This window comes from Aggregatilinea sp. (assembly GCF_036822615.1).
Taxonomy (GTDB): Bacteria; Chloroflexota; Anaerolineae; order Aggregatilineales; family Aggregatilineaceae; genus Aggregatilinea.
On sequence record NZ_DAISHJ010000009.1, the window covers coordinates 6,303 to 25,615 of the forward strand.

Annotated in this window: 17 protein-coding genes; 15 read left to right on the plus strand and 2 right to left on the minus strand. The window is 56.1% G+C overall.

Going from position 1 to position 19,313, the window contains the following annotated elements; all coding sequences use genetic code 11:
- The 15 genes from V7116_RS04835 to V7116_RS04905 form a co-directional block, all read left to right on the plus strand.
- Window positions 1-457 (plus strand): hypothetical protein (locus V7116_RS04835; RefSeq protein ID WP_324390757.1); only part of this gene is annotated, 457 nt, incomplete at its 5' end.
- A 490-nt stretch (window positions 458-947) separates the two neighbouring features.
- Window positions 948-2,681, plus strand: coding sequence for an ABC transporter permease (locus V7116_RS04840; protein WP_324390758.1), 1,734 nt, complete (start codon window positions 948-950; stop codon window positions 2,679-2,681).
- 3 nt (window positions 2,682-2,684) lie between these two features.
- Complete coding sequence (locus tag V7116_RS04845; RefSeq protein WP_324390759.1) at window positions 2,685-3,986, plus strand: ABC transporter ATP-binding protein; 1,302 nt, start codon at window positions 2,685-2,687, stop codon at window positions 3,984-3,986.
- Window positions 3,987-4,312: 326 nt separating this feature from the next.
- Window positions 4,313-4,474, plus strand: coding sequence for a hypothetical protein (locus V7116_RS04850; RefSeq protein WP_324390760.1), 162 nt, complete (start codon window positions 4,313-4,315; stop codon window positions 4,472-4,474).
- Between the two features lie 325 nt (window positions 4,475-4,799).
- Window positions 4,800-5,219, plus strand: coding sequence for a hypothetical protein (locus tag V7116_RS04855; RefSeq protein WP_324390761.1), 420 nt, complete (start codon window positions 4,800-4,802; stop codon window positions 5,217-5,219).
- Window positions 5,220-5,285: 66 nt separating this feature from the next.
- The gene (locus V7116_RS04860; RefSeq protein WP_324390762.1) at window positions 5,286-5,789 is read left to right on the plus strand and encodes a hypothetical protein; all 504 of its coding nucleotides are present in this window, start codon (window positions 5,286-5,288) and stop codon (window positions 5,787-5,789) included.
- A 47-nt stretch (window positions 5,790-5,836) separates the two neighbouring features.
- Window positions 5,837-6,442 carry a hypothetical protein gene (locus V7116_RS04865; RefSeq protein ID WP_324390763.1) on the plus strand — a complete coding sequence of 202 codons (606 nt, stop codon included), beginning with the start codon at window positions 5,837-5,839 and terminating at the stop codon, window positions 6,440-6,442.
- A gap of 40 nt (window positions 6,443-6,482) precedes the next feature.
- Window positions 6,483-7,709 carry an MFS transporter gene (locus tag V7116_RS04870; protein ID WP_324390764.1) on the plus strand — a complete coding sequence of 409 codons (1,227 nt, stop codon included), beginning with the start codon at window positions 6,483-6,485 and terminating at the stop codon, window positions 7,707-7,709.
- 57 nt (window positions 7,710-7,766) lie between these two features.
- Window positions 7,767-8,180, plus strand: a complete 414-nt coding sequence (locus V7116_RS04875) for a hypothetical protein (protein WP_324390765.1) — start codon at window positions 7,767-7,769, stop codon at window positions 8,178-8,180.
- Between the two features lie 70 nt (window positions 8,181-8,250).
- Window positions 8,251-9,540, plus strand: a complete 1,290-nt coding sequence (gene eno, locus V7116_RS04880; protein ID WP_324390766.1) for a phosphopyruvate hydratase — start codon at window positions 8,251-8,253, stop codon at window positions 9,538-9,540.
- Window positions 9,541-9,665: 125 nt separating this feature from the next.
- Window positions 9,666-10,040 (plus strand): fluoride efflux transporter CrcB, encoded by a 375-nt coding sequence (crcB, locus tag V7116_RS04885; protein ID WP_324390767.1) that lies wholly within the window; start codon window positions 9,666-9,668, stop codon window positions 10,038-10,040.
- Between the two features lie 20 nt (window positions 10,041-10,060).
- Entirely contained in the window at window positions 10,061-11,311 is a 1,251-nt protein-coding gene (locus V7116_RS04890) for a DUF190 domain-containing protein (RefSeq protein ID WP_324390768.1), read from the plus strand.
- A 34-nt stretch (window positions 11,312-11,345) separates the two neighbouring features.
- Complete coding sequence (locus tag V7116_RS04895; RefSeq protein ID WP_324390769.1) at window positions 11,346-12,881, plus strand: MutS-related protein; 1,536 nt, start codon at window positions 11,346-11,348, stop codon at window positions 12,879-12,881.
- Complete coding sequence (locus V7116_RS04900; RefSeq protein WP_324390770.1) at window positions 12,878-14,401, plus strand: MutS-related protein; 1,524 nt, start codon at window positions 12,878-12,880, stop codon at window positions 14,399-14,401. The genes V7116_RS04895 and V7116_RS04900 overlap by 4 nt, the downstream gene beginning before the upstream one ends.
- A 23-nt stretch (window positions 14,402-14,424) precedes the next feature.
- Window positions 14,425-15,039, plus strand: coding sequence for a histidine phosphatase family protein (locus V7116_RS04905; RefSeq protein ID WP_324390844.1), 615 nt, complete (start codon window positions 14,425-14,427; stop codon window positions 15,037-15,039).
- Window positions 15,040-15,415: 376 nt separating this feature from the next.
- On the opposite strand, the gene V7116_RS04910 is transcribed toward V7116_RS04905, so the two are convergent.
- Window positions 15,416-15,868 carry a hypothetical protein gene (locus V7116_RS04910; protein ID WP_324390771.1) on the minus strand — a complete coding sequence of 151 codons (453 nt, stop codon included), beginning with the start codon at window positions 15,866-15,868 and terminating at the stop codon, window positions 15,416-15,418.
- Window positions 15,869-15,965: 97 nt separating this feature from the next.
- The gene (locus V7116_RS04915; RefSeq protein ID WP_324390772.1) at window positions 15,966-19,301 is read right to left on the minus strand and encodes a DUF499 domain-containing protein; all 3,336 of its coding nucleotides are present in this window, start codon (window positions 19,299-19,301) and stop codon (window positions 15,966-15,968) included.
- Window positions 19,302-19,313: the final 12 nt, after the last annotated feature.

A 19,313-nucleotide genomic window follows, 5' to 3' on the forward strand; every position in this document is an offset into this window, starting at 1 on the left:
CCCAGGGCATACCTCGAGTCCGTTCGCTTGGCTAGAAGCGGTCGCCCCCCCGCTTTTGGTTCTCAGTACGGCTTACGTGCTAAAAGAGCAAGTACTTGAGCGCATCGAACAACGGCACGCGGATGAGCGCGCATTCCAGGCAGTTTTTGCGCAATGGCAAGCAGCGGCTGCTGAACCGGAAAAGCATCCGCAGTGGTCCCAGTTCTACGCCAACGCGCTGCGGGATACCTTACTCAAAGCCAATTCGCGGCGCAGGGAAGTGCTGAGCGAAATGTCTATCGGCGACTGGAGAACAGCCGTTTATCGCGAAACACAAGCCGACTTGTGGTATGAAGGACCAAGGCCCACTCAAGATATGCCTGTACATGCGCTTGACATAGCCGCTGACTCCAATAAACGTAATGGGAATGGCATACACCCAAAAGTGAGTGCCGCCATAGGGAGCGGCGCTGTGTAGTGTGTGGTGAAATACTGCCTGATCCATCTCCTCAGGGAGGTCGTCGTCGGTTCTATTGTTCCAATGCGTGTCGCCAACGCGCCAAACGCCAGCGTGCAATCCAACATGCACACAGCCCCAGGTAATCTAATCGCTGGGGCTGTTCTGGTCACTGAGAGTGGACAAACAGTTGACGGATCTTGCATTTGAGTGGAAAATATCGCTTCGTGGCTTCGGCCCATATCTGTTGAACGAGTGACTGAAAACGAGATGAACGACGATTACCCCTTACCTAGTCCTGGGCAGGCGTCCCAAGAATTAGGTTCTGACAATCGAATCGTCCGTGTCCCCTGGACGTCCGGTCCCTCGCGTTTGAGTTGACGTGTCCCCCGTGACCTCCGAGGGCTAGACTTGTTCGGAGGTCCAATATGCAAGTCCCCATCCTGGACAATAGTGTAGACGAGATGGATCCCGGCAGAGTCACCGACTATGACCAGGAGGTGACTATCGTATGCTGAATCGGTTCTCCGGAATCTTCAAAGTCCAGCAACCCACCCAGCGCACATTTGGCTGGGCGGATGCGGTGGTCATTGCGCTGGTCGTGGTTGTGATTTACGCGGGGGTGCGACTGGCGATAGACACCCCGGCAGAAATCGAAGGTCCCTCGATCTCCCTGGCTCCCGAAGTGCTGCCGTATTACGCACTCCGGTCGGTGGGACGTATGGCCGCGGCGTACACGCTGTCACTGGTTTTTGCGTTGGTGTACGGGCGGGCGGCGGCCTATCACCGGCGGGCCGAACAGGTGCTGATGCCGCTGCTGGATGTGCTGCAAAGCGTGCCTATTCTATCATTCCTACCGGTCGTACTGTTGAGCCTGAGCGCGATCCTGCCCCAGGCCATCGCCGCTGAGCTGGCCTCGATTGTCCTGATTTTCACCAGTCAGGCCTGGAACCTCGGTTTTGGATGGTACCAATCGCTGACGACGATTCCCAACGAATTGAACGAAGCCGCGATCACGTTTCGCTTCAATACGTGGATGCGCTTCCGGACGCTGGAACTGCCGTTTGCGGCGATTGGTCTGCTGTGGAACAGCATGATGAGCTGGGCCGGGGGCTGGTTCTTCCTGATGGCCGCCGAGATTTTCACCGTCGGTGACAAGGACTTCCGCCTGTTAGGATTGGGCGCGTACCTGCAAGAAGCAGCCAATCAGGAAGACTATCGCGCGATTGGGTTGGGTATCGCGACGCTGGTGCTGGTGATTGTGCTGCTGGACCAGTTGGTCTGGCGGCCCCTGCTGGCCTGGGCCGACCGCTTCAAGCTGGAAATGACCGAGAGCGACAACCCGCCTACCTCGTGGTTCTATGACCTGCTGCGCACGGCGCATATCACCAACTGGCTGGACCGGCGCATGCGCCAGCCCGTCATTCAGGGGCTGGATGCGCTGTTCGCCCGTTCTCCCCTGACTATCGCCCCGCGTAACGGCACGAACAACCACCGGAGACGTCCATGGTTCACCATCCTGGTCGTGATTGCCCTGGGCGTGGGGTTGGTGTATGGCCTGACGCAAGCCGGGCAGATGCTGGTGGAAGTCCCGGCTGCGCAGTGGACCGACGTTGGCTTAGGTGTGGCGGCGACCTTGCTGCGGGTGATGATCGCGTTGGTGATTGCCCTGGCCTGGACGATCCCGGTCGGGGTGCTCATCGGGACCAATCCACGGATTGCCACTGTGTTGCAGCCGGTGGTGCAGGTCACTGCGTCGATCCCGGCTACCGCGTTATTTCCCGTGCTGCTGCTGGTCATGCTGCAACTGCCCGCCGGGCTGAATATCGCGGCGGTGCTGCTGATGCTGATGGGCACCCAGTGGTATCTGCTGTTTAACATCATCGCCGGGGCGGCAGCGATCCCCCAGGATCTGAAGTTCACCAGCACACTGCTCAGGCTCGACCGGCGAGCACGCTGGCGCACGCTGATCCTGCCGGCCCTGTTCCCGTACATCATCACGGGGGCCATCACGGCCAGCGGCGGCGCGTGGAACGCCAGCATCGTGGCCGAGTATTTTCAACTGGGCGGCAAAACCCACCAGGTGACTGGGGTTGGCGCGCTGATCGCTGACGCCACTGCCGCCGGGGATTTTCACCTGCTGCTGGCGGCGACACTGAGCATGATCCTGACCGTGGTGTTGATCAATCGCCTGTTCTGGCGGCGGCTGTACCGCCGGGCCGAAGAACAGTATCGGATGGAGTAGATGATGACCGGACATCTGTTGGAACTCAAGAACATCACGCAGAAATACGGGCGAGGGGAGCGCCGCATTACGGCGGTCGAAAACGTGAATCTGGCGATTGACGAGGGCGAGTTTGTGGCGCTGCTCGGCCCTTCCGGGTGTGGCAAGAGTACACTGCTGCGCATCATCACCGGGTTGAACCAGCCTGTGGAAGGCCAGGTGTTGTATCGAGGTGTGCCACTCGACGGAGTCAATCCGCACGCCACCATCGTCTTTCAGACCTTCGCCCTGTTTCCCTGGCTGACGGTGCAGCAAAATGTCGAGGTAGCCCTCAAAGCGCGCGGCGTGTCACCCAGCCTGCGGACGGTGCGCGCCATCGATCTGCTGGACATGGTGGGCTTGGACGGGTTTGAAACGGCGTTCCCGCGCGAGCTGTCGGGCGGGATGCGGCAGAAAGTCGGCTTTGCGCGGGCAATGGCGGTTGAGCCGGAACTGCTGTGCCTGGACGAAGCGTTTTCGGCCCTGGACGTGCTCAGCGCCGAGTCGCTGCGCGGTGAGCTGCTCGAATTGTGGACCAGCGGGTCGATCCCGACCAAAGCGATCCTGATGGTCACGCACAATATCGAGGAAGCGGTGTTGATGGCCGACCGCGTGGTGGTGATGGACAAGCAGCCGGGGCGCGTGATCACCGACCAAAAGATCACCCTTCCCCACCCGCGTCAGCGCAAGTCGCCCCAGTTTCTGGAGTTACTGGACCGGGTGTACGCGACGCTGGCCGGTCAAACTCAGCCCGAGCACATCGAACTGGGGTCTGCGCCGGGCGAAGCCGGACGCACGCGCGCAGTGCCGGATGTTTCGGTGGGTGAGTTAGCCGGTTTGTTGGAGTTCTTGGATGAAATGCCCAACGACCGGATGGACGTCTACCGGCTGGAGCAAGAGCTTAACTTGGGGACCAGCGCGGTACTGCAACTGACGGAGGCAGCGGAACTGCTGGGTTTTGCGACGATTGCCAAAGGGGACATCACCCTGACGCCGTTGGGCGAGACCTTCGCCGAAGCTAGGATCCTCGCGCGTAAGGAAATCTTCGCCACGCGCATCCGGCGGTTGCCGATGTTCAAGTGGCTGTTCGCTATGTTGGACGCTGCCGACAAGGGGCAGTTGGACCGGGATGTGATCCGGCTGGCGCTGGAGCTTGAGTTCTCGCCGGAGGACGCCGCGCGTCAGGTGGAACTGGCGATCCAGTGGGGGCGCTACGCCGAGGTGTTGGCGTATGACGACCACACGGAGGCAATTTTCCGGGAAACGGCAGAGGTCGCAGCCGGATAGCACAGGCGCATAAGGCGCGTGTGCGAACGTGAATGGAGGCCGTTATGAAACCTGCTCACCCTCTTAGGACTACAGCCGAGAAACTCAGAGAGTTGGACCGCCGGCTGTCAGATACCGAGAAGCAACTCGACCGGTTGGATGCCATCCTCCAAAAACGGATGGCGGCGCAGGAGACTGCTCCTGGAGGTTTCCTGGTGCGTGTTCGGCGCTACGGGGAAAGTTGGTATCATCGTTTCCAGCATCATGGCAAGTAGAACGACAGGAGGATCAATGGTTTTTTTCTAGCTGGAATTTGTGTCGTGGGGATGTTTGCCAGTGGAGTGGCTTTGTTCTTATTGACCATTCCAGCGGCGGGCGAGGGCGGGTTGGCTGACTGGCGACAGGCGCACGAACGGGTGTACCGCAACAGCCTGGAGGCGTCAGCAGCGCTTGTGCTGGTTGTGCTGCTGATCCTGTCTCTGGCGGCTATATGGCTGTTTGTGCGATAGTCTGGGCGACAGTGGGATCAAAAGATATTTGATCCCCTGCTGTTTGACGCACCGGGTGGTGGAAATACTATGCTTTATCTGAATCATAAATCGAGGCCCCCTTTACATTTTGACGTTCCAGGCCAAACGTGCGACAATAAATGTGAGGAAACATAGAGCGATGAGGCTCGCTGGCGTCGGCTAAAACCGGCCAAAACGTCTTCGACACAGGGACTAATAGCCTCTACCGGCACACAAGGTGCAGTGGTAGAGGCTTTTTTGTTGCCGGATCGTCATGTGAGGTTGAAGTATGAGACGTCTGGTCGAGGAAGAAGGAGTGTTGGGCTTGACTCGCGATCTGCTTAATCCGCATCAGCGGTTAGCGTTGGCGATTACGCTGCGCCAGGTTGAAAGAACGCTGCGCAGTGTTCTGCATGACCTGGTGAACGAAGAACAGGCGATTCTGTACCGGTCGAAGATCACCCTGCCGGAGGAAAAACGACCGGAGGTGAAACAACTGGTCGAAACAGCATTAGAGCAAATTGCCTGGCTGGCACAAGCTTTTGAGCTTCCACCGGAGATCATAGACAACACGGCTATCCTACGCGGCCCCCTGGCTTTGCTCCGCAGCGATCTGCACGATGCTCACGCCGGAAAACTGAGGCGATTTGGCGATGTCGATCCGGACCTTGAGGCCGAATTGGATCCCACTATTGATACCCTGATCGAGCTTCTCCAGGAGATCACGCTGGTGGCGCAATCATAAGCGTGCTGAAGCATCACCCCAGTCGCGGCGGAATAGTCTCTATCGTGCAGAGAAAGGTGGGCGTATATGACCTCAAAGACTAAATTGGAACCTGGTAAGCGTGAAAGCCTGTCAAAGGTTGCCTCTGTGCAGCTGCAGGCAGGTCATCCTGATGGATCGGACACCGTTACCGTGGAAATGCAGTTACCTCAATCTATGTGGGAGAATCTGCGGGGACTTTTCGTTACGCGCAAATGGACCGATGATGAAGGGCTCGCTGCCGTGGTTGCTGCAGGGGTTGCTGTTCTGCAAACTGAACCTGCGGCAGTTGGTGAGGACAATACACCGGATCAAACTATAAAGGCTTTACGAACGCAACTAGCCGATCTTGAGGCACAGTGTGAAGCCCTGAGAAATCGGGTTAATAGCCTCCATGTCCTCGAATGGCGAGATCTCCCGCTCACACGGGAGGAGCTTGGCGACTGTCAAGCCCTGGTCATGCGCCTGAAAGACGAGCGGGCGGCTTTGCAGGCTGAAAACGTACAACTCAAACAACAACTGGGCGGGACGGGTGAGCCGGAAATTCCCTAATAACCAGGCGGACGACTCATCGGTGGAAAATTGTAAGGGAGTTGAAGATGACCAGTACACTATCGCCATTAGAACCACTGCCTCAGAGCGATGATCCCGAATTTCATTCGTTTTCCGAGGATTTTGAGCACCGCTTTTTCGATGGTGCCGAACAGGTTAAAGTCGAAGTCACTCTCATGCGCGAAACGTGGGATGATATCCTCGCGGTGATCGAGGACAACGAGTGGAAACAAAATGAAGGGTTGGTTATTTTGCTGACTACCGGGATGGCTTTTCTCAGGGCCGAAACTGCCTTGAGCGTCACCCAGGACGCGGCGGGATTATCCGGCGAGGAAGTTAAGAAACTGCTCGACCGGCAGATGGTGATTGAAGCCCGGTACGCTTCTATCAAAAACTTTGCTTTCGATATCATGCGAGATCACCGGGCGCTTGAGATTAAACATGCGCCGATTGAGCGAGAGTACCTGCATTACAAGAGCATGGTTTGGCCGCTGCGCAGGGAAAATGACGCCCTAAAAGCAGAAAATGAACGCCTAAAACGAGAACTCCAGGCAAAAGCACCGGTGACTGACGAAGTTGGTACGTCCAAATCGTCCGGTCGCTGGCGGCGCTTCTTGAGCGCGTTGAGAGGCAGGTTGAACCATGCCGGATAGTTTTACAAAAATGGGGTGTGAAGAGCGGGTGTAGGCGGATATGGATGCGCAGCAGCTCGAAAAACGCACATCGTGGTTCAGCCGCGATGTTGTGGGTCTTGCATTAAATCGCTTCCTGTCGGATCTTGGTCATGAAGCCGGTACGGCCATTCTGCCGCTGTTCCTGGCAACCATCGGAGCACCTGCGGCGGCCTTGGGCGTGATTGAAGCGGTTTCAGATGGCCTGTCGAGTTTTGCCAAGCTGTTTGGCGGCTGGCTGGGAGATCAGGTTCATCGGCGAAAACCCTGGGCCGCGCTGGGCTACATAGTAACGGGCATCACCACCGGGATGTATGCCTTAGCTAACGCCTGGCCCGCCGTCCTGGTGGCGCGTGCGGTTGGTTGGGCCGGGCGAGGACTTCGTTCGCCCTTACACGATGCCATGCTGACCGATGTCGTTCCGCCCGAAGCGCGGGGGCGCGCTTTTGGCTTTGATGAGGCAGCGGATACGCTCGGCGCGGTCTGTGGACCGCTCGCTGCGCTCGCGCTCGTCATGGCATTGGGGCGCACTATGCCGAGAGTCGATGCTTACCGCTGGATTTTCGTGCTGGCGGCTGTGCCAGGCGTCCTGGCTGCGCTCTCCATTCTGACATTGGTCAACGAGAAACCTCACGAACGCGACGGTAAACTCACGTTTTTCAGTTCTATGAGAGCACTGCCGCCATCGTTTCGGCGCTATCTGGCCGGCATTTTTCTTTTTGGGATCGGGGATTATGCCAATACACTCCTGATCTTACGGGCTACGCAGGTGTTGACCGGCAGACTTGGCCCGGAGCAGGCGGGCAGTGTCGCGGTGGCACTTTACACACTGCATAACGTGTTCTATATGGCAGGCGCATATCCGGTTGGCGCGCTGGCCGACCGTTTTGGTAAACGCTGGTTATTAACCGGCGCTTACGGGCTGGCAGCGCTTTACAACCTTCTGCTGATTGTGGAGATTCCCTCTGTTGCAGTGTTGGCGTTGGTGTTTGCTCTGGCGGGAACAGTCTATTCATCGCAGCAGTCGTTGGAGCGCGCGATTGCCGCCGATCTTGTACCGGAACAGGTGCGCAGCACGGGGTTCGGCGTGTTGGCGACGGTCAACGGCATCGGCGATTTTGTCTCCAGCCTGGTGGTCGGTGTGCTGTGGTCGGCATTTTCTCCCATGGCTGGCTTCGCCTACAGCCTGGTCCTGACTTTGCTGGGTGCTGTGACCATGACCGTCGTGCTCCGTGAATACAGGAGCTAATTGGCGAAACGGGATGGTGCAAATGTTTGGCGGGATCAGCAGGGAGGTTTAGAGACAATGATTGAAGACTTTCGCCGCCAATTCTTTCCGAATACCGAACCGCATACCCTGACTCTTGAAATTACCAGTGATGATTGGGCAGCGCTGTGCCAGATCATTGAAGAAAACGAGTGGGAGCGTGATGAAGGGCTGCGCTACATCCTGGCCGCCGGGAGAGCATATTTGCAGACCAGTGCCGAGATGGCCCATCCAGATGACCCGGAGGCGGATCGTGTGCCTGAGCCGCAGAAGTCTCAACGAGAGATGATCGATATGCGGGGGCAGTTGGCCGTTATGAAGTATCGGGCTTTTCATTATATGCAGGCGGTTCGAATCCTGGAGATGAAGTTGAATGCCTCTGAGGTGGAGACCGATCTCTTACGAAAGGCGAATGAGAAACTGCGGCAGAAGCTGTCCGAGCAGCAGCGTTAACAATGTGTTGGTCAGGCGACCAGCCTGTGAAGAACCCTTTTTTAGATTTCGCGTCAAGGAGATGAGCTCTATGTTGGCAATTGCATCAGTTAAAGGTCGGGAAGTGTTGGACTCGCGCGGTAATCCCACCGTCGAAGTAGAAGTTAGGCTTCAAAACGGAGGAAAGGGCCGGGTCATCGTGCCCAGCGGGGCCAGCACCGGCGAGCATGAAGCGGTTGAGTTGCGCGATGGCGACAAGAAGCGCTACGGCGGCAAAGGCGTGCGAAAAGCGGTCCAGGCCGTGAATACCACGCTGGCGGAAGCGGTCATCGGCAGAGATGCGCTGGATCAGAAGGGTCTGGATGAACTGCTGATTGGGCTGGATGGCACACCCAATAAAGGCAAGCTGGGAGCCAACGCGATCCTCGGCGTGTCGCTGGCCGTTGCCAAGGCCGCCGCCGATGGCCTGGACATCCCCTTTTACAAGCACGTAGGCGGCGTACATGCGCACCTGTTGCCGGTGCCCCAGTTCAACATTCTGAACGGCGGCAAACATGCCGAGAACAGCACCGACTTCCAGGAGTTCCTGATCATGCCGGTCGGTGCAGACTCCTTTGCCGAAGGACTGCGCTGGGGCGCTGAGATTTACCAGAGCCTGAAAAAAGTCCTGCGTGACAAGGGCAAAGCGACTACCGTTGGTGATGAGGGTGGCTTTGCGCCGAGCGACCTCAAGCGCAACGAAGAGGCTGTCGAGTTAATTCTTGAAGCCATCGAAAAGGCGGGCTACCGTGCGGGTGAGCAGGTAATGCTCGCGCTCGACCCGGCTGCCAGCGAGTTCTACCATGATGGCAAATACGTTCTGACCCGCGAGAACCGCAGCCTGACCCCCGAAGAGATGGTCGAATTTTGGGTTGAATGGCTGGGAAAATATCCGATCATTTCCCTGGAAGATGGGTTGGCGGAAGATGATTGGGAACACTGGGCCATGCTCACCGCCAGGGTGGGGCAGCGCGTTCAGATTGTTGGCGATGACCTGCTGGTGACAAACGTCGAACGTGTGGCGCGGGCGATTAAGGAAGGTTCGGTCAACAGCCTGTTGTGTAAACTCAACCAGATCGGGACCCTGACCGAAACCCTCGCCGCAACCCAGATGAGTATGCGCGCCGGGTGGACGGTGGTCGTCAGCCACCGCAGCGGCGAGAGTGAAGACAACACCATTGCCGATTTCGTCGTTGGAATTAACGCCGGTCAGATCAAAACCGGCGCACCCGCGCGGTCGGATCGCATCGCCAAATACAACCAGCTCCTGCGTATTGAAGAAGAGTTGGGCAGTGCAGCCCGTTACGCCGGGTGGAATGCGTTTGCGCATTTACAGCGTTAAGCTTGAAAGGTGTGCTGCCCGGTTTTTAGTGCCGGGCAGCACCGGTTTGATCGAACAGCGTACAGGAATTTCATCATCGGCTACTACGGTTCGGGGTGAGCAGGATGGCTCTAACGAGGAGAAATGTGGAAACGTTACTGTTAATCGGATTGGGCGGATTTATCGGTGCAAATATGCGCTATTGGGTGGGCGGCTGGGTGGCCGATCACGTGGGGCAAACTTTTCCGTGGGGGACATTCGTGATCAATGCCAGTGGATCGTTGTTGCTTGGGGTGTTTATCAGTTGGTCTACGCAGCATATCACGCTCGACCCGCGCGTGCGGATGCTGGTTGCTATAGGATTTTTTGGCGCGTACACGACGTTTTCAACGTACGCGAACGAGAGTGCGCTGCTCTTCGAATCAGGCGACATTCTTGGTATGCTTGGTAATATCATGGGTACCAACCTCGTGTGTGTGGTCGGGGCATTAGTAGGGCTGGCAATCGGCAGGCAACTGTAGCGAGGAGAAGCAAGGTTAGCATGGTTACGAATGGAAAACGATTAGTCATTTATGTGGGGGAAAGCGACACCTGGCGTGGGCGGTCGCTGTACATGAGCATTCTGGAAACGCTGCGCAAGGGCGGTATCGCCGGGGCGACCGTCATGCGCGGGCATGCCGGGTTTGGCGCGCACAGTCTCATCCATACGTGGCGGATCGAACGGCTTTCGATGGATCTTCCCATGGTGATCACAGTGGTTGATTCGCCGGAGAATATCGACAAAGCCCTGGCGCTAGTGAAACCGATGGTGCGCGAAGGTCTGATTACGGTCGAAGATGTCGTGATCGTGAAATACACCCATCGTTATCTGCAACCCTTACCCGCCGATCGTCTTGTTTCGGCGATTATGACCCGTAACGTCACGACCGTGACTCCGGATACTCCTGCCAGGCAAGTGATCGAGCTGTTCTTAGGGCAGCTCTTCAAGGCTGTACCGGTCGTTGACGATGAGCGGCACATCATCGGCATCATTACAGAAGAGGATTTGCTAGAAAAAGTTGAGATGCCAGCGCACTTGGCGGTTGTCGGACGGCTGGAACAGGAAGACCTCCAGGAATTTCTAGCTCAAATTCGCCATGAAAAAACCGCTCGGCATATCATGACGCAGCCAGTGAGCACAGTTAATGAGGATGATGCTCTGGGACATGTGGCCCAGCAGATGGTTGAGCGCAACTTCACCCGGTTCCCCGTGGTAGACGCCGAAAAACGATTGGTAGGCATGGTGAGCCGCCTGGATATCCTGCGTGCGGTAGCGGGCAATGGTGCAGGGGAACAGGAGCAAGCGCCTGCGCCCAAGCCAGGACGAACGCTCGGTGAAATCATGACACCAGGTGTGCCCTCTGTCTACATCAATGACGACCTGGTCGATGTCTTGCAGCAAATGCTCAAAACGAACATCCGGTATGTGGTGGTGCTAGATGAGCAGCAGCGTGCCGCTGGGGTAATCACTGAGGGTGATCTGGTTGCGCGGGTGGCACCGGTGATGCGGCGCAATATGCTGCGCGCAATCACCGAGCGGGTGATGGGAACCGGTCTGATGCGAGGCCACGCCCTGGCGCGGGATATTATGTCCGAGCGCGTTCTGACTGCCCTGCAAGAGACGAGCGTGCTTGACGCGATCGCGCTCATGCTGCGTGAGGGGCGCAAGCGAATTGTGGTCGTGGATGATGCCGGGCACCCGATAGGCATTGTTGATCGTCAAACCTTGTTGGCGGCCAGCCTGGGAAACTAGCCGGGATAACCGCGTTCTAGGAGGTATCACGCTCATGGTTTTCCACAGTATCCTATTTTCAGGCGCTGAAGACGGCGCACAACCGGGCATGCTTGAAGCGCCTGATTTCTTTGTTGATTTAAACCTGGATCAGGTTGTGGAAACCATCACGGCTGCGAAGCGGGAATATAACCTCAAACCGTTCTTTTACACCTCCCTGAATGACATCGATGCGATACTGTATCGTCAGGAAGTCATGCGGGACCTTGAAAATAAAAGCTTGTATGAGTATATCAACCTGTTTGCGCGAGGAATGCGCGCGATGCGCGATCATCTCGCCCAGGCCGACAAGCTTCACTACACACGCCAAAAACAACGATGGTTTTTAGACGCGGTGGAAATTTACTGCGATACCGTGGACAGTCTGGTGCATGATCTCACGCTGATGGATTTGAAGTCGCGCGGCTTTTTGGCCTTCCGTGAGTACCTGGCGACGTATACGAGATCAAGCCGATTTATATCACTTCGGGCAGCCACGAAAAAGCTCAAAGCTGAACTGGCCGCCGTAAAATACTGCCTGTTCATTAGGAGTAACCAGGTTCAGGTTCGCCGATACGGGTCTGAAACTGACTACAGCGCCGAAGTGGAGGAAACATTCGAGAAATTCAAACAAGGGGCGGTGGAAGATTACAGAGCCGAGTTTCCCACCGGCCCGGACATGAACCATGTCGAAGCCGGCATACTGGATTTGGTCGCCCGGTTGTATCCTGACACATTTACAGCGATTGATGATTACTGCACGAGAAACAGCGATTATCTGGACGGAACTATCGGTGCCTTTGACCGGGAAATACAGTTTTACGTTGCTTACCTGGACTTTATCGCACGACTGAAACGAACGGGATTGAAATTCTGTTATCCGCAGGTGTCGGATACAGACAAAGAAATTTATGATTACGAAGGCTTTGACATCGCTCTGGCCCATAAACTTGTTACTGAAAAATCGTCTGTGGTCTGCAATGATCTTTATCTGAAAGGCAGCGAGCGTATCTTTGTCGTTTCTGGCCCGAACCAGGGAGGCAAAACTACTTTCGCTCGAACCTTTGGACAATTGCATTATCTAGCCTGCATCGGCTGTCCCGTTCCAGGTCGTGATGCGCGGCTTTTTCTGTTCGACCGGCTTTTTACGCATTTCGAAAGGGAAGAAGACATCACCAATCTCCATGGCAAGCTCCAGGATGACCTGGTTCGAATCCACCGCATTCTGGACCAGGCAACCCCCAACAGCCTGATCATCATCAATGAGATTTTTGCCTCGACAACCGTCGAAGACGCGATTTTTTTGGGCAAGAAGATCATGGAGAAAATAATCCAACTGAATTTATTGGGTGTGTGTGTAACATTCATCGATGAATTAGCATCTTTAAGCGAAAAGACTGTCAGCGTGGTCAGCACGGTCGTTCCCGAAAATCCGGCCCTGCGAACGTTCAAGATCGTAAGACGACCTGCCGACGGACTGGCCTACGCGATCTCCATTGCCGAAAAGTATGGACTTACCTACAAGCGCGTGAAGGAGCGGATCACATCATGAAAGCGTTTCTCATGTTTCGAGATCGTGATTTTGACCCCCAGCAAGAATTACCGCCGAGCGTACAAGCCCTGATACAGGACCTGGAATTAGATACACTGTTCAACGCCATGGCGCGTGACGACAAACTCCTGTCTGAAGTGGCAAAGTCAGCCGTTTTGTCCGGTACAAGGAATGATTTGGACACCATCCTCTACCGCCAGGATATTCTCAGAGATTGCCTGAGCCATCCTTCCACTGTCAGGGAGATCTACGATCTCGCCGGAGAGACGATTGCCAGTGAGAGAAAGATTTACTTCGGCATCATCAGGTATCCCTCGTCTGTCCTGCGGCGCTCGATCGAAGCGCTGGAGATGTTTGTCGGAATGCTCAAGAAACTGCGGCGTATCGCCGATGATCATGCTGATGAATTTGAGTCAGCGGGCTTTACTCGCTTTTTCGCCATGTTACATGAAGAGCTTAACGATGACTATTTTGACGTCATCAAGGGTCATTTGAGGGAACTGAAATTCCGTGGCGGCGTGTTGGTGAGTGCTGAATTGGGCAAGGGCAACAAAGGCGCTAATTATACGCTTCGGAAGCAAGACAAGAAATATGGCTGGATGGAGCGGCTCTTAGGCGCAGGTCCGCGCGCCTACACCTTGCATATCAGTGACCGCGACGAAAGCGGCGCTAGAGCGTTATCGGAACTCAGAGACCGGGGAATCAACCTGGTAGCTAACGCACTGGCTCAGTCTAACGACCACATTCTCAGCTTTTTCCACATGCTGCGGACTGAATTGGCCTTCTATATCGGATGTTTGAACCTACATGAGCACCTCGCCCAAATAGGAGAGCCAACGACCTTTCCAATGCCTGTGGGCGTTAGGGAACGCAGACATTCTTTTGAAGGATTATACGACGTCTGTTTGGCCTTAACGATGGAACAAAAAATCGTTGGTAACGATGTCGATGCTGACTACAAGGACCTCGTGATCATCACTGGCGCGAACCAGGGCGGCAAATCGACATTTCTGCGAAGCATAGGTTCGTCCCAGTTAATGATGCAGTGCGGGATGTTTGTACCGGCTAAGGCTTTCTGTTCCAATCTCCGCGATGGCCTTTTCACACACTTCAAGCGGGAAGAAGATGCCGCGATGAGCAGCGGGAAACTCGACGAGGAACTCAGCCGAATGAGTGAGATCGTAGATCACCTGACATCAAATTCCATGCTGCTGTTCAATGAATCATTTGCCGCGACAAACGAACGTGAAGGATCGGAGATTGCAGGGCAGATCACTCGCGCCTTATTGGAAGAACGCATCAAGGTTTTTTTCGTCACGCACTTGTACGAATTTGCGCACGGTTTTTATGGAAAACAACTGGATGGTGCTCTTTTCCTGCGCGCTGAAAGGCAGGCCGATGGAGAGCGCACTTTCAAAATGATCGAGGGCGAACCACTGCAAACCAGTTATGGCGGAGATTTGTATAGCAGGATATTTGAAACAGATGATCATCCCTTATTTCATAGAGAAATGGTTTGAATGGAGATTAGTCAGTGACAAGAATGATTTTAGTACGACACGGGCAAACGGAATGGAACCGGGTGGAACGGTTCCGCGGGCGGGCAGATGTGCCGCTCAATCAGGTTGGCCTGACACAAGCCAACGCCACCGGACAACGCGTCGCCAGCGAATGGCAGCCTGCTGCCATTTACGCTGGTCCACTTTCCCGGACTATTCAAACGGCAGAGGCGATAGGCTTCTGTTGCAGCTTGCCTGTACAGGTTGAACCTCGGCTCATTGATATCAATTATGGCGAATGGCAGGGACTAACCCCTGGCGAAGTTCGAGAGCGCTGGACTGAGACACTCTCGGCATGGTACGACACGCCGCACGTGGCGCGAATTCCGAACGGGGAGACGCTGGACGAGCTACATGTCCGCGCTATGTCTGCGGTAAACGATCTGGTCGCCCGGCACCTTGACCAGACGATTGTTCTGGTGAGCCATACGGTTGTTAACCGGATTGTTTTATTGGGTGTCTTAGGGCTTCGAAACGAACGCTTCTGGCGGCTCCGCCAGGATACCTGCGCTATTAATGTTTTTGAGGTAGAAAATGGCGTATTTACCCTGGTGACCATGAATGATACATGTCACCTGCGGGCGATCCATGAGGGGTAAGGCTAATGCACCGGGAAAGTCTACGGGCGAAGGCGTTTCAGTATTAGGCGGGAGAAGCTAATGAGAAAACGGACGCGACGAGCGAGACTCGATCTGCTCACGCTAGTTGTTGCCATTGCTACCTTTGTCGTTGCCTTTTTTGTCCCTGAGATTCGAGATTACTTCGGGCTAGACAACTATTCGCCCACAGTTTCTGCTCCAATTGATCTGGCAACTCCGACAACTACGCCAACTCCTACTGATACGCCTACAGTGACTCCATATGCCACAACACCTTCTCCCCTCACGTCAACTCCTGCAGCTAGCAGCAATTGAGAGTTGACTCCCTGAAGAGGTCTCTTTTAGCCTGAAATTGTGATGTCTCATTCAGTATGTGTTAGCAGCCGGGCGAGAAAGTATGGTGGAAGCGGCTGCTGTGGGGGCTACCGAACACATCTGGACGTAAATTTACCCTAAGCCCCGATATAATGGGTGTCAAGTACCCAATTTGTGAAGACAGGTGCTTGAGCAGGATTAGCCCTTCTTTGTCAAGGTCAGCAATAACGCCTGCGGGGGTAACAATTCCTCTTTTGCCATCATCAGACTTTTCAAACGTGGTAGTGCGGGGAGACGCCACAACATAGTTGCGTCCCGCTCGATGGCCTTTTATCACTACCCAAGGATGTTTATCTTTATCACCAAATCCGGTTACTTCGTCAGGTACGGACCATACATCCCCTTGGTTTAGTTTGGAGGAAACGTGTTCTTCTAAGCCCTCTTCAGTTTCGGATAAAAGCCGGCGAAGTTCTTGGAAGCTCTTGGCGACTGCATGTTCTGGTTGAGATTTCACGCCTAAGTTTCCTCACTTCCCCAATACTGCCTTATTACTAATGAACAGCATATCGAACACAATTTCCAAAATTATCCCTGCCTACCAATGTCGGGATTTAATCTGCCTCAAACCCGTGACCGCCGAATCTTAGGGTCCGACTATTCTCACCAATCGTCCGGACGGTGGCTTCATCGAAGCCTTCTGCACGATGCGCGCTGATTTCCAGATGAATCTCAACCTCGCAGCCGGTCAAGCTCGTCAGGCGCTGAATGACTTCTTCCACGACCAACCCGATTTCCCGGTTCACACGCTGGGGATCAATTGCCACAGTTCCATAATAACGGGTGAGCGTAGGCGGTTTGTGTATATCCGGTTCGAGTTCGGTCCTGGTTCTCGTTGGTTGAACGACAGCAACCTGTTCGCCTTCGCGCAACTCGGCAGCAACTTTGGCGGCGTCAGCACGTGCCTCATCCTCGTTGATTTGGCTCTGTGCCACATCGGGATGGACTAACACGCTCTCATCATCGAAGTAGATGCTGCTGGCGCTGCGGAAAGCCAGACCGTTGAAACGTCCATCTTTCACCTGGGTTGCGTAGGCAAATGGCGCATCCAGGCGGTTGATGCCATCCCGCACGGCGTTTTGCAGCACGCTGTCATCGAGCAGCCGAGGCAAGTAGCAATAGCGGGCGAAGTATTCCCATAACTGCCTGAGTCCGATGTATCCGTGCTCACCCCACAGGTTGAAACGATCCAGTTCCATGCGTAGGTTGTCAGGCGACCAGGCCGGAATCAGCGCTTCACTCTGATGCAGTTTGCGTGCTGCTCGCAGGTAGAAGCTCTCATCACCGCTGATGCGGGCTGTTTGCCACTCAATGTCCCCAATTGGCTCCGGCTGGTAGGGCATGAGCAGCCAGCTATACGTTTCCATCAGCCGGTGTTCGACAGTCTCCAGGGTACGGGCAAGCTGCGCCTGCACCTGTTTACGCTGCTGGGCATCCAGGTTGAGCTGTTCCTCATCGTCACGGATAGAGGACCAGGCCAGATATTCGCGCACCGCTTCCCGCAGCGCTTCGGCATTACCCTGATCCGCTGCGATGAAGACCAGCATGTTACGATAGAGGCGTGGCGAATTGCCCCGTTCCTCCAATACTCTCTGAGCAAACCGCAGCGCTTCTGAATCACCGTTGGTGCGTTTGTGGCTGTGATCCGGGTGCAATACCACGACCCGCGCCTGCGGTTCATCGATCACATCCGATGTTTGCAGCGGCGCAACGTGTGCTCCATCGAAATCGCGTGTGCGCGAAATCTTCTTCAACCGGGCGACAATATCCTGGTTCACCACGTCTGGCGAAACATTCTGCGCGCGGTCGCGGGCCAGACGGTTGACGGTCGGACGCGTGTCATACCAATAGCGGCTGCCATCCGTGTAGAGATACGTGAGCTGGTTACTCATGCGTTTGAGTGCATCCCCAAACACAGGGACCGGCTCGCCCGGCTGCACCGTCGCCAACCGGATGCGCACTTCCTCAACGCCGCGCACTGTTTGAGCGGTCACCGAAGGCGCGCTGCCGATGAAGATGCTGCGCGCCACACGGCGGCAGGCGGTGTACTTGCCCAGTGTGGGTACATTGTTGTCGATCTGGGATGGGCGTGATTCGGTGCCATCAATGTCAGCGTCTGTGACGCCCGACCAGGTTTCCGGCAGGTAGCGCAGCAGTTCGTTGCGCACGGATGCTGCATCCAACGGCAGTGTACCGGGCAGGATCAGCAGCGATTGATCACCACGCGCCCACAGTTCGTGAATCACGGCGGCCATCAGGCGCAGCACACCACGTGTGCGCTGGAAACGATCCAGTGTAGACCAGTCTTGATAGAGGCGATCAAAGAGTTCCGGGTGAATCGGGTAGGCGGCGCGCATCCGCTCCAGGTACTCGCGCTCGGAGACGGTTGAGGGGAAATCGCCCCGGTTGTCGTAGTACATGGCCGCGAACGCATCCAGCACCGCATCCCGTGCCGCGTAATCGACCTCGCTGGCGAACAGGCGGCGGCGCACGATCTCGAAGCTCTCAATGGCCGTGATGGGACGCCACACTGCCTCCATACGCCCGACGATGTGCGAGAGGATGTTGAGCGTTTCCTGACCACCTTCGCCGCCGATCTCGATGCGCGACTGGGGAATTGAGACGACCAGCAGCGAATCCGACGAGCGCCGCACCGCCTCAGTCAGCGACTGCACGAAGCTCATCACCGAGTCGAATGTACCGGCGGGCAGATTGTCGGTTCGGTAGAGGTTGCGCGCATAGGCAACCAGTTCGTCGATGATGATCAGGCAGGGACCGTGAGCTTCCAGCAGTGCGACTAGCGTATCCGAGCCAGGATTCACGCCGTTGAGGTCGGCGTTTTCGACCATGTGATAGCCTTCGACGCCGCCCAGTTGGTAGGCCAATTCGCCCCACAGCGTGCGTGTGGTGCAGTTTTTGTATACACGCGGATCGGCGGGGTTGAGCGCCTGACCGACTAACACCGCCCGGTTAGCCTCCGGCGGGTCGATGTCGCCGATCTCTTCCGCGATGCGCTCGCCGCCGACAATGTCGGACAGCTTCTGAATCTCGCCCCCGGCCAGGTGATACAGTGCCAGCATACTGTGCGTCTTCCCGCCACCGAAGGCGGTCTGCACTTGAACAACCGGATCACCGGCCTGACCTGTCATCCGCCGGATACCGTTGGTGATCAGGGCCAGCAGCCCTTCGGTCAGATACGTGCGGCGGAAGAACTCGCGCGGGTCCTGATACTCCGGTGCAGCGCGACCGGCCAGCACCTGCGACAGATCGGCGGTGAACTCGGCCTGCATGTAACGACCGCTCGCCACGTCGGGATGCGGCTGCACGACCTGACGCCAGGGTTTGAGGCCCGGTGTCGTGGTGCGGCGCTCATCTTCATCCAATGGACCGGTGACCTTCTTGGACTTGTGCGCTTCGGCTTCGTAGCGTAAACGCAGCAAATCCTGGCTGATGAGCTGCACCTCGGCCATTTGATCGCCCGCGCTGATCGCGCCCAACAGGCGTGCAGCGGTATCGGCTACGCGGTAGGCATCGTCATTGCTGAACGCGCGCTGGTGTGCCCAGGCATTGCGCGCTTCCATCAACTCGCTGATGTAGGACCGCTCGGCGTGCCCCAGTTTCTCCCCGAAGACCTCTTTCCAGCGCCGCCAGATCAGGTTCAGCCAACCATGCGCATCCACATGTTCCAGCAGCGTTTCTTCGAAGTTGCCCGCACTCAACACAACATCACGCGGCAGTTCATAGGCGCTGGTGCGGAGTGCATCATCGATTTCCCGCGCATACCCGCTGCCCTTGTACACCATCTTATATTCGCGCAGCACGAATGGCCCCAACCCCTCTTTGAGCAGGTCCATCACCCGCGCGACACGATCTCGATTGCTGGTCGCCATAATGCTATTACC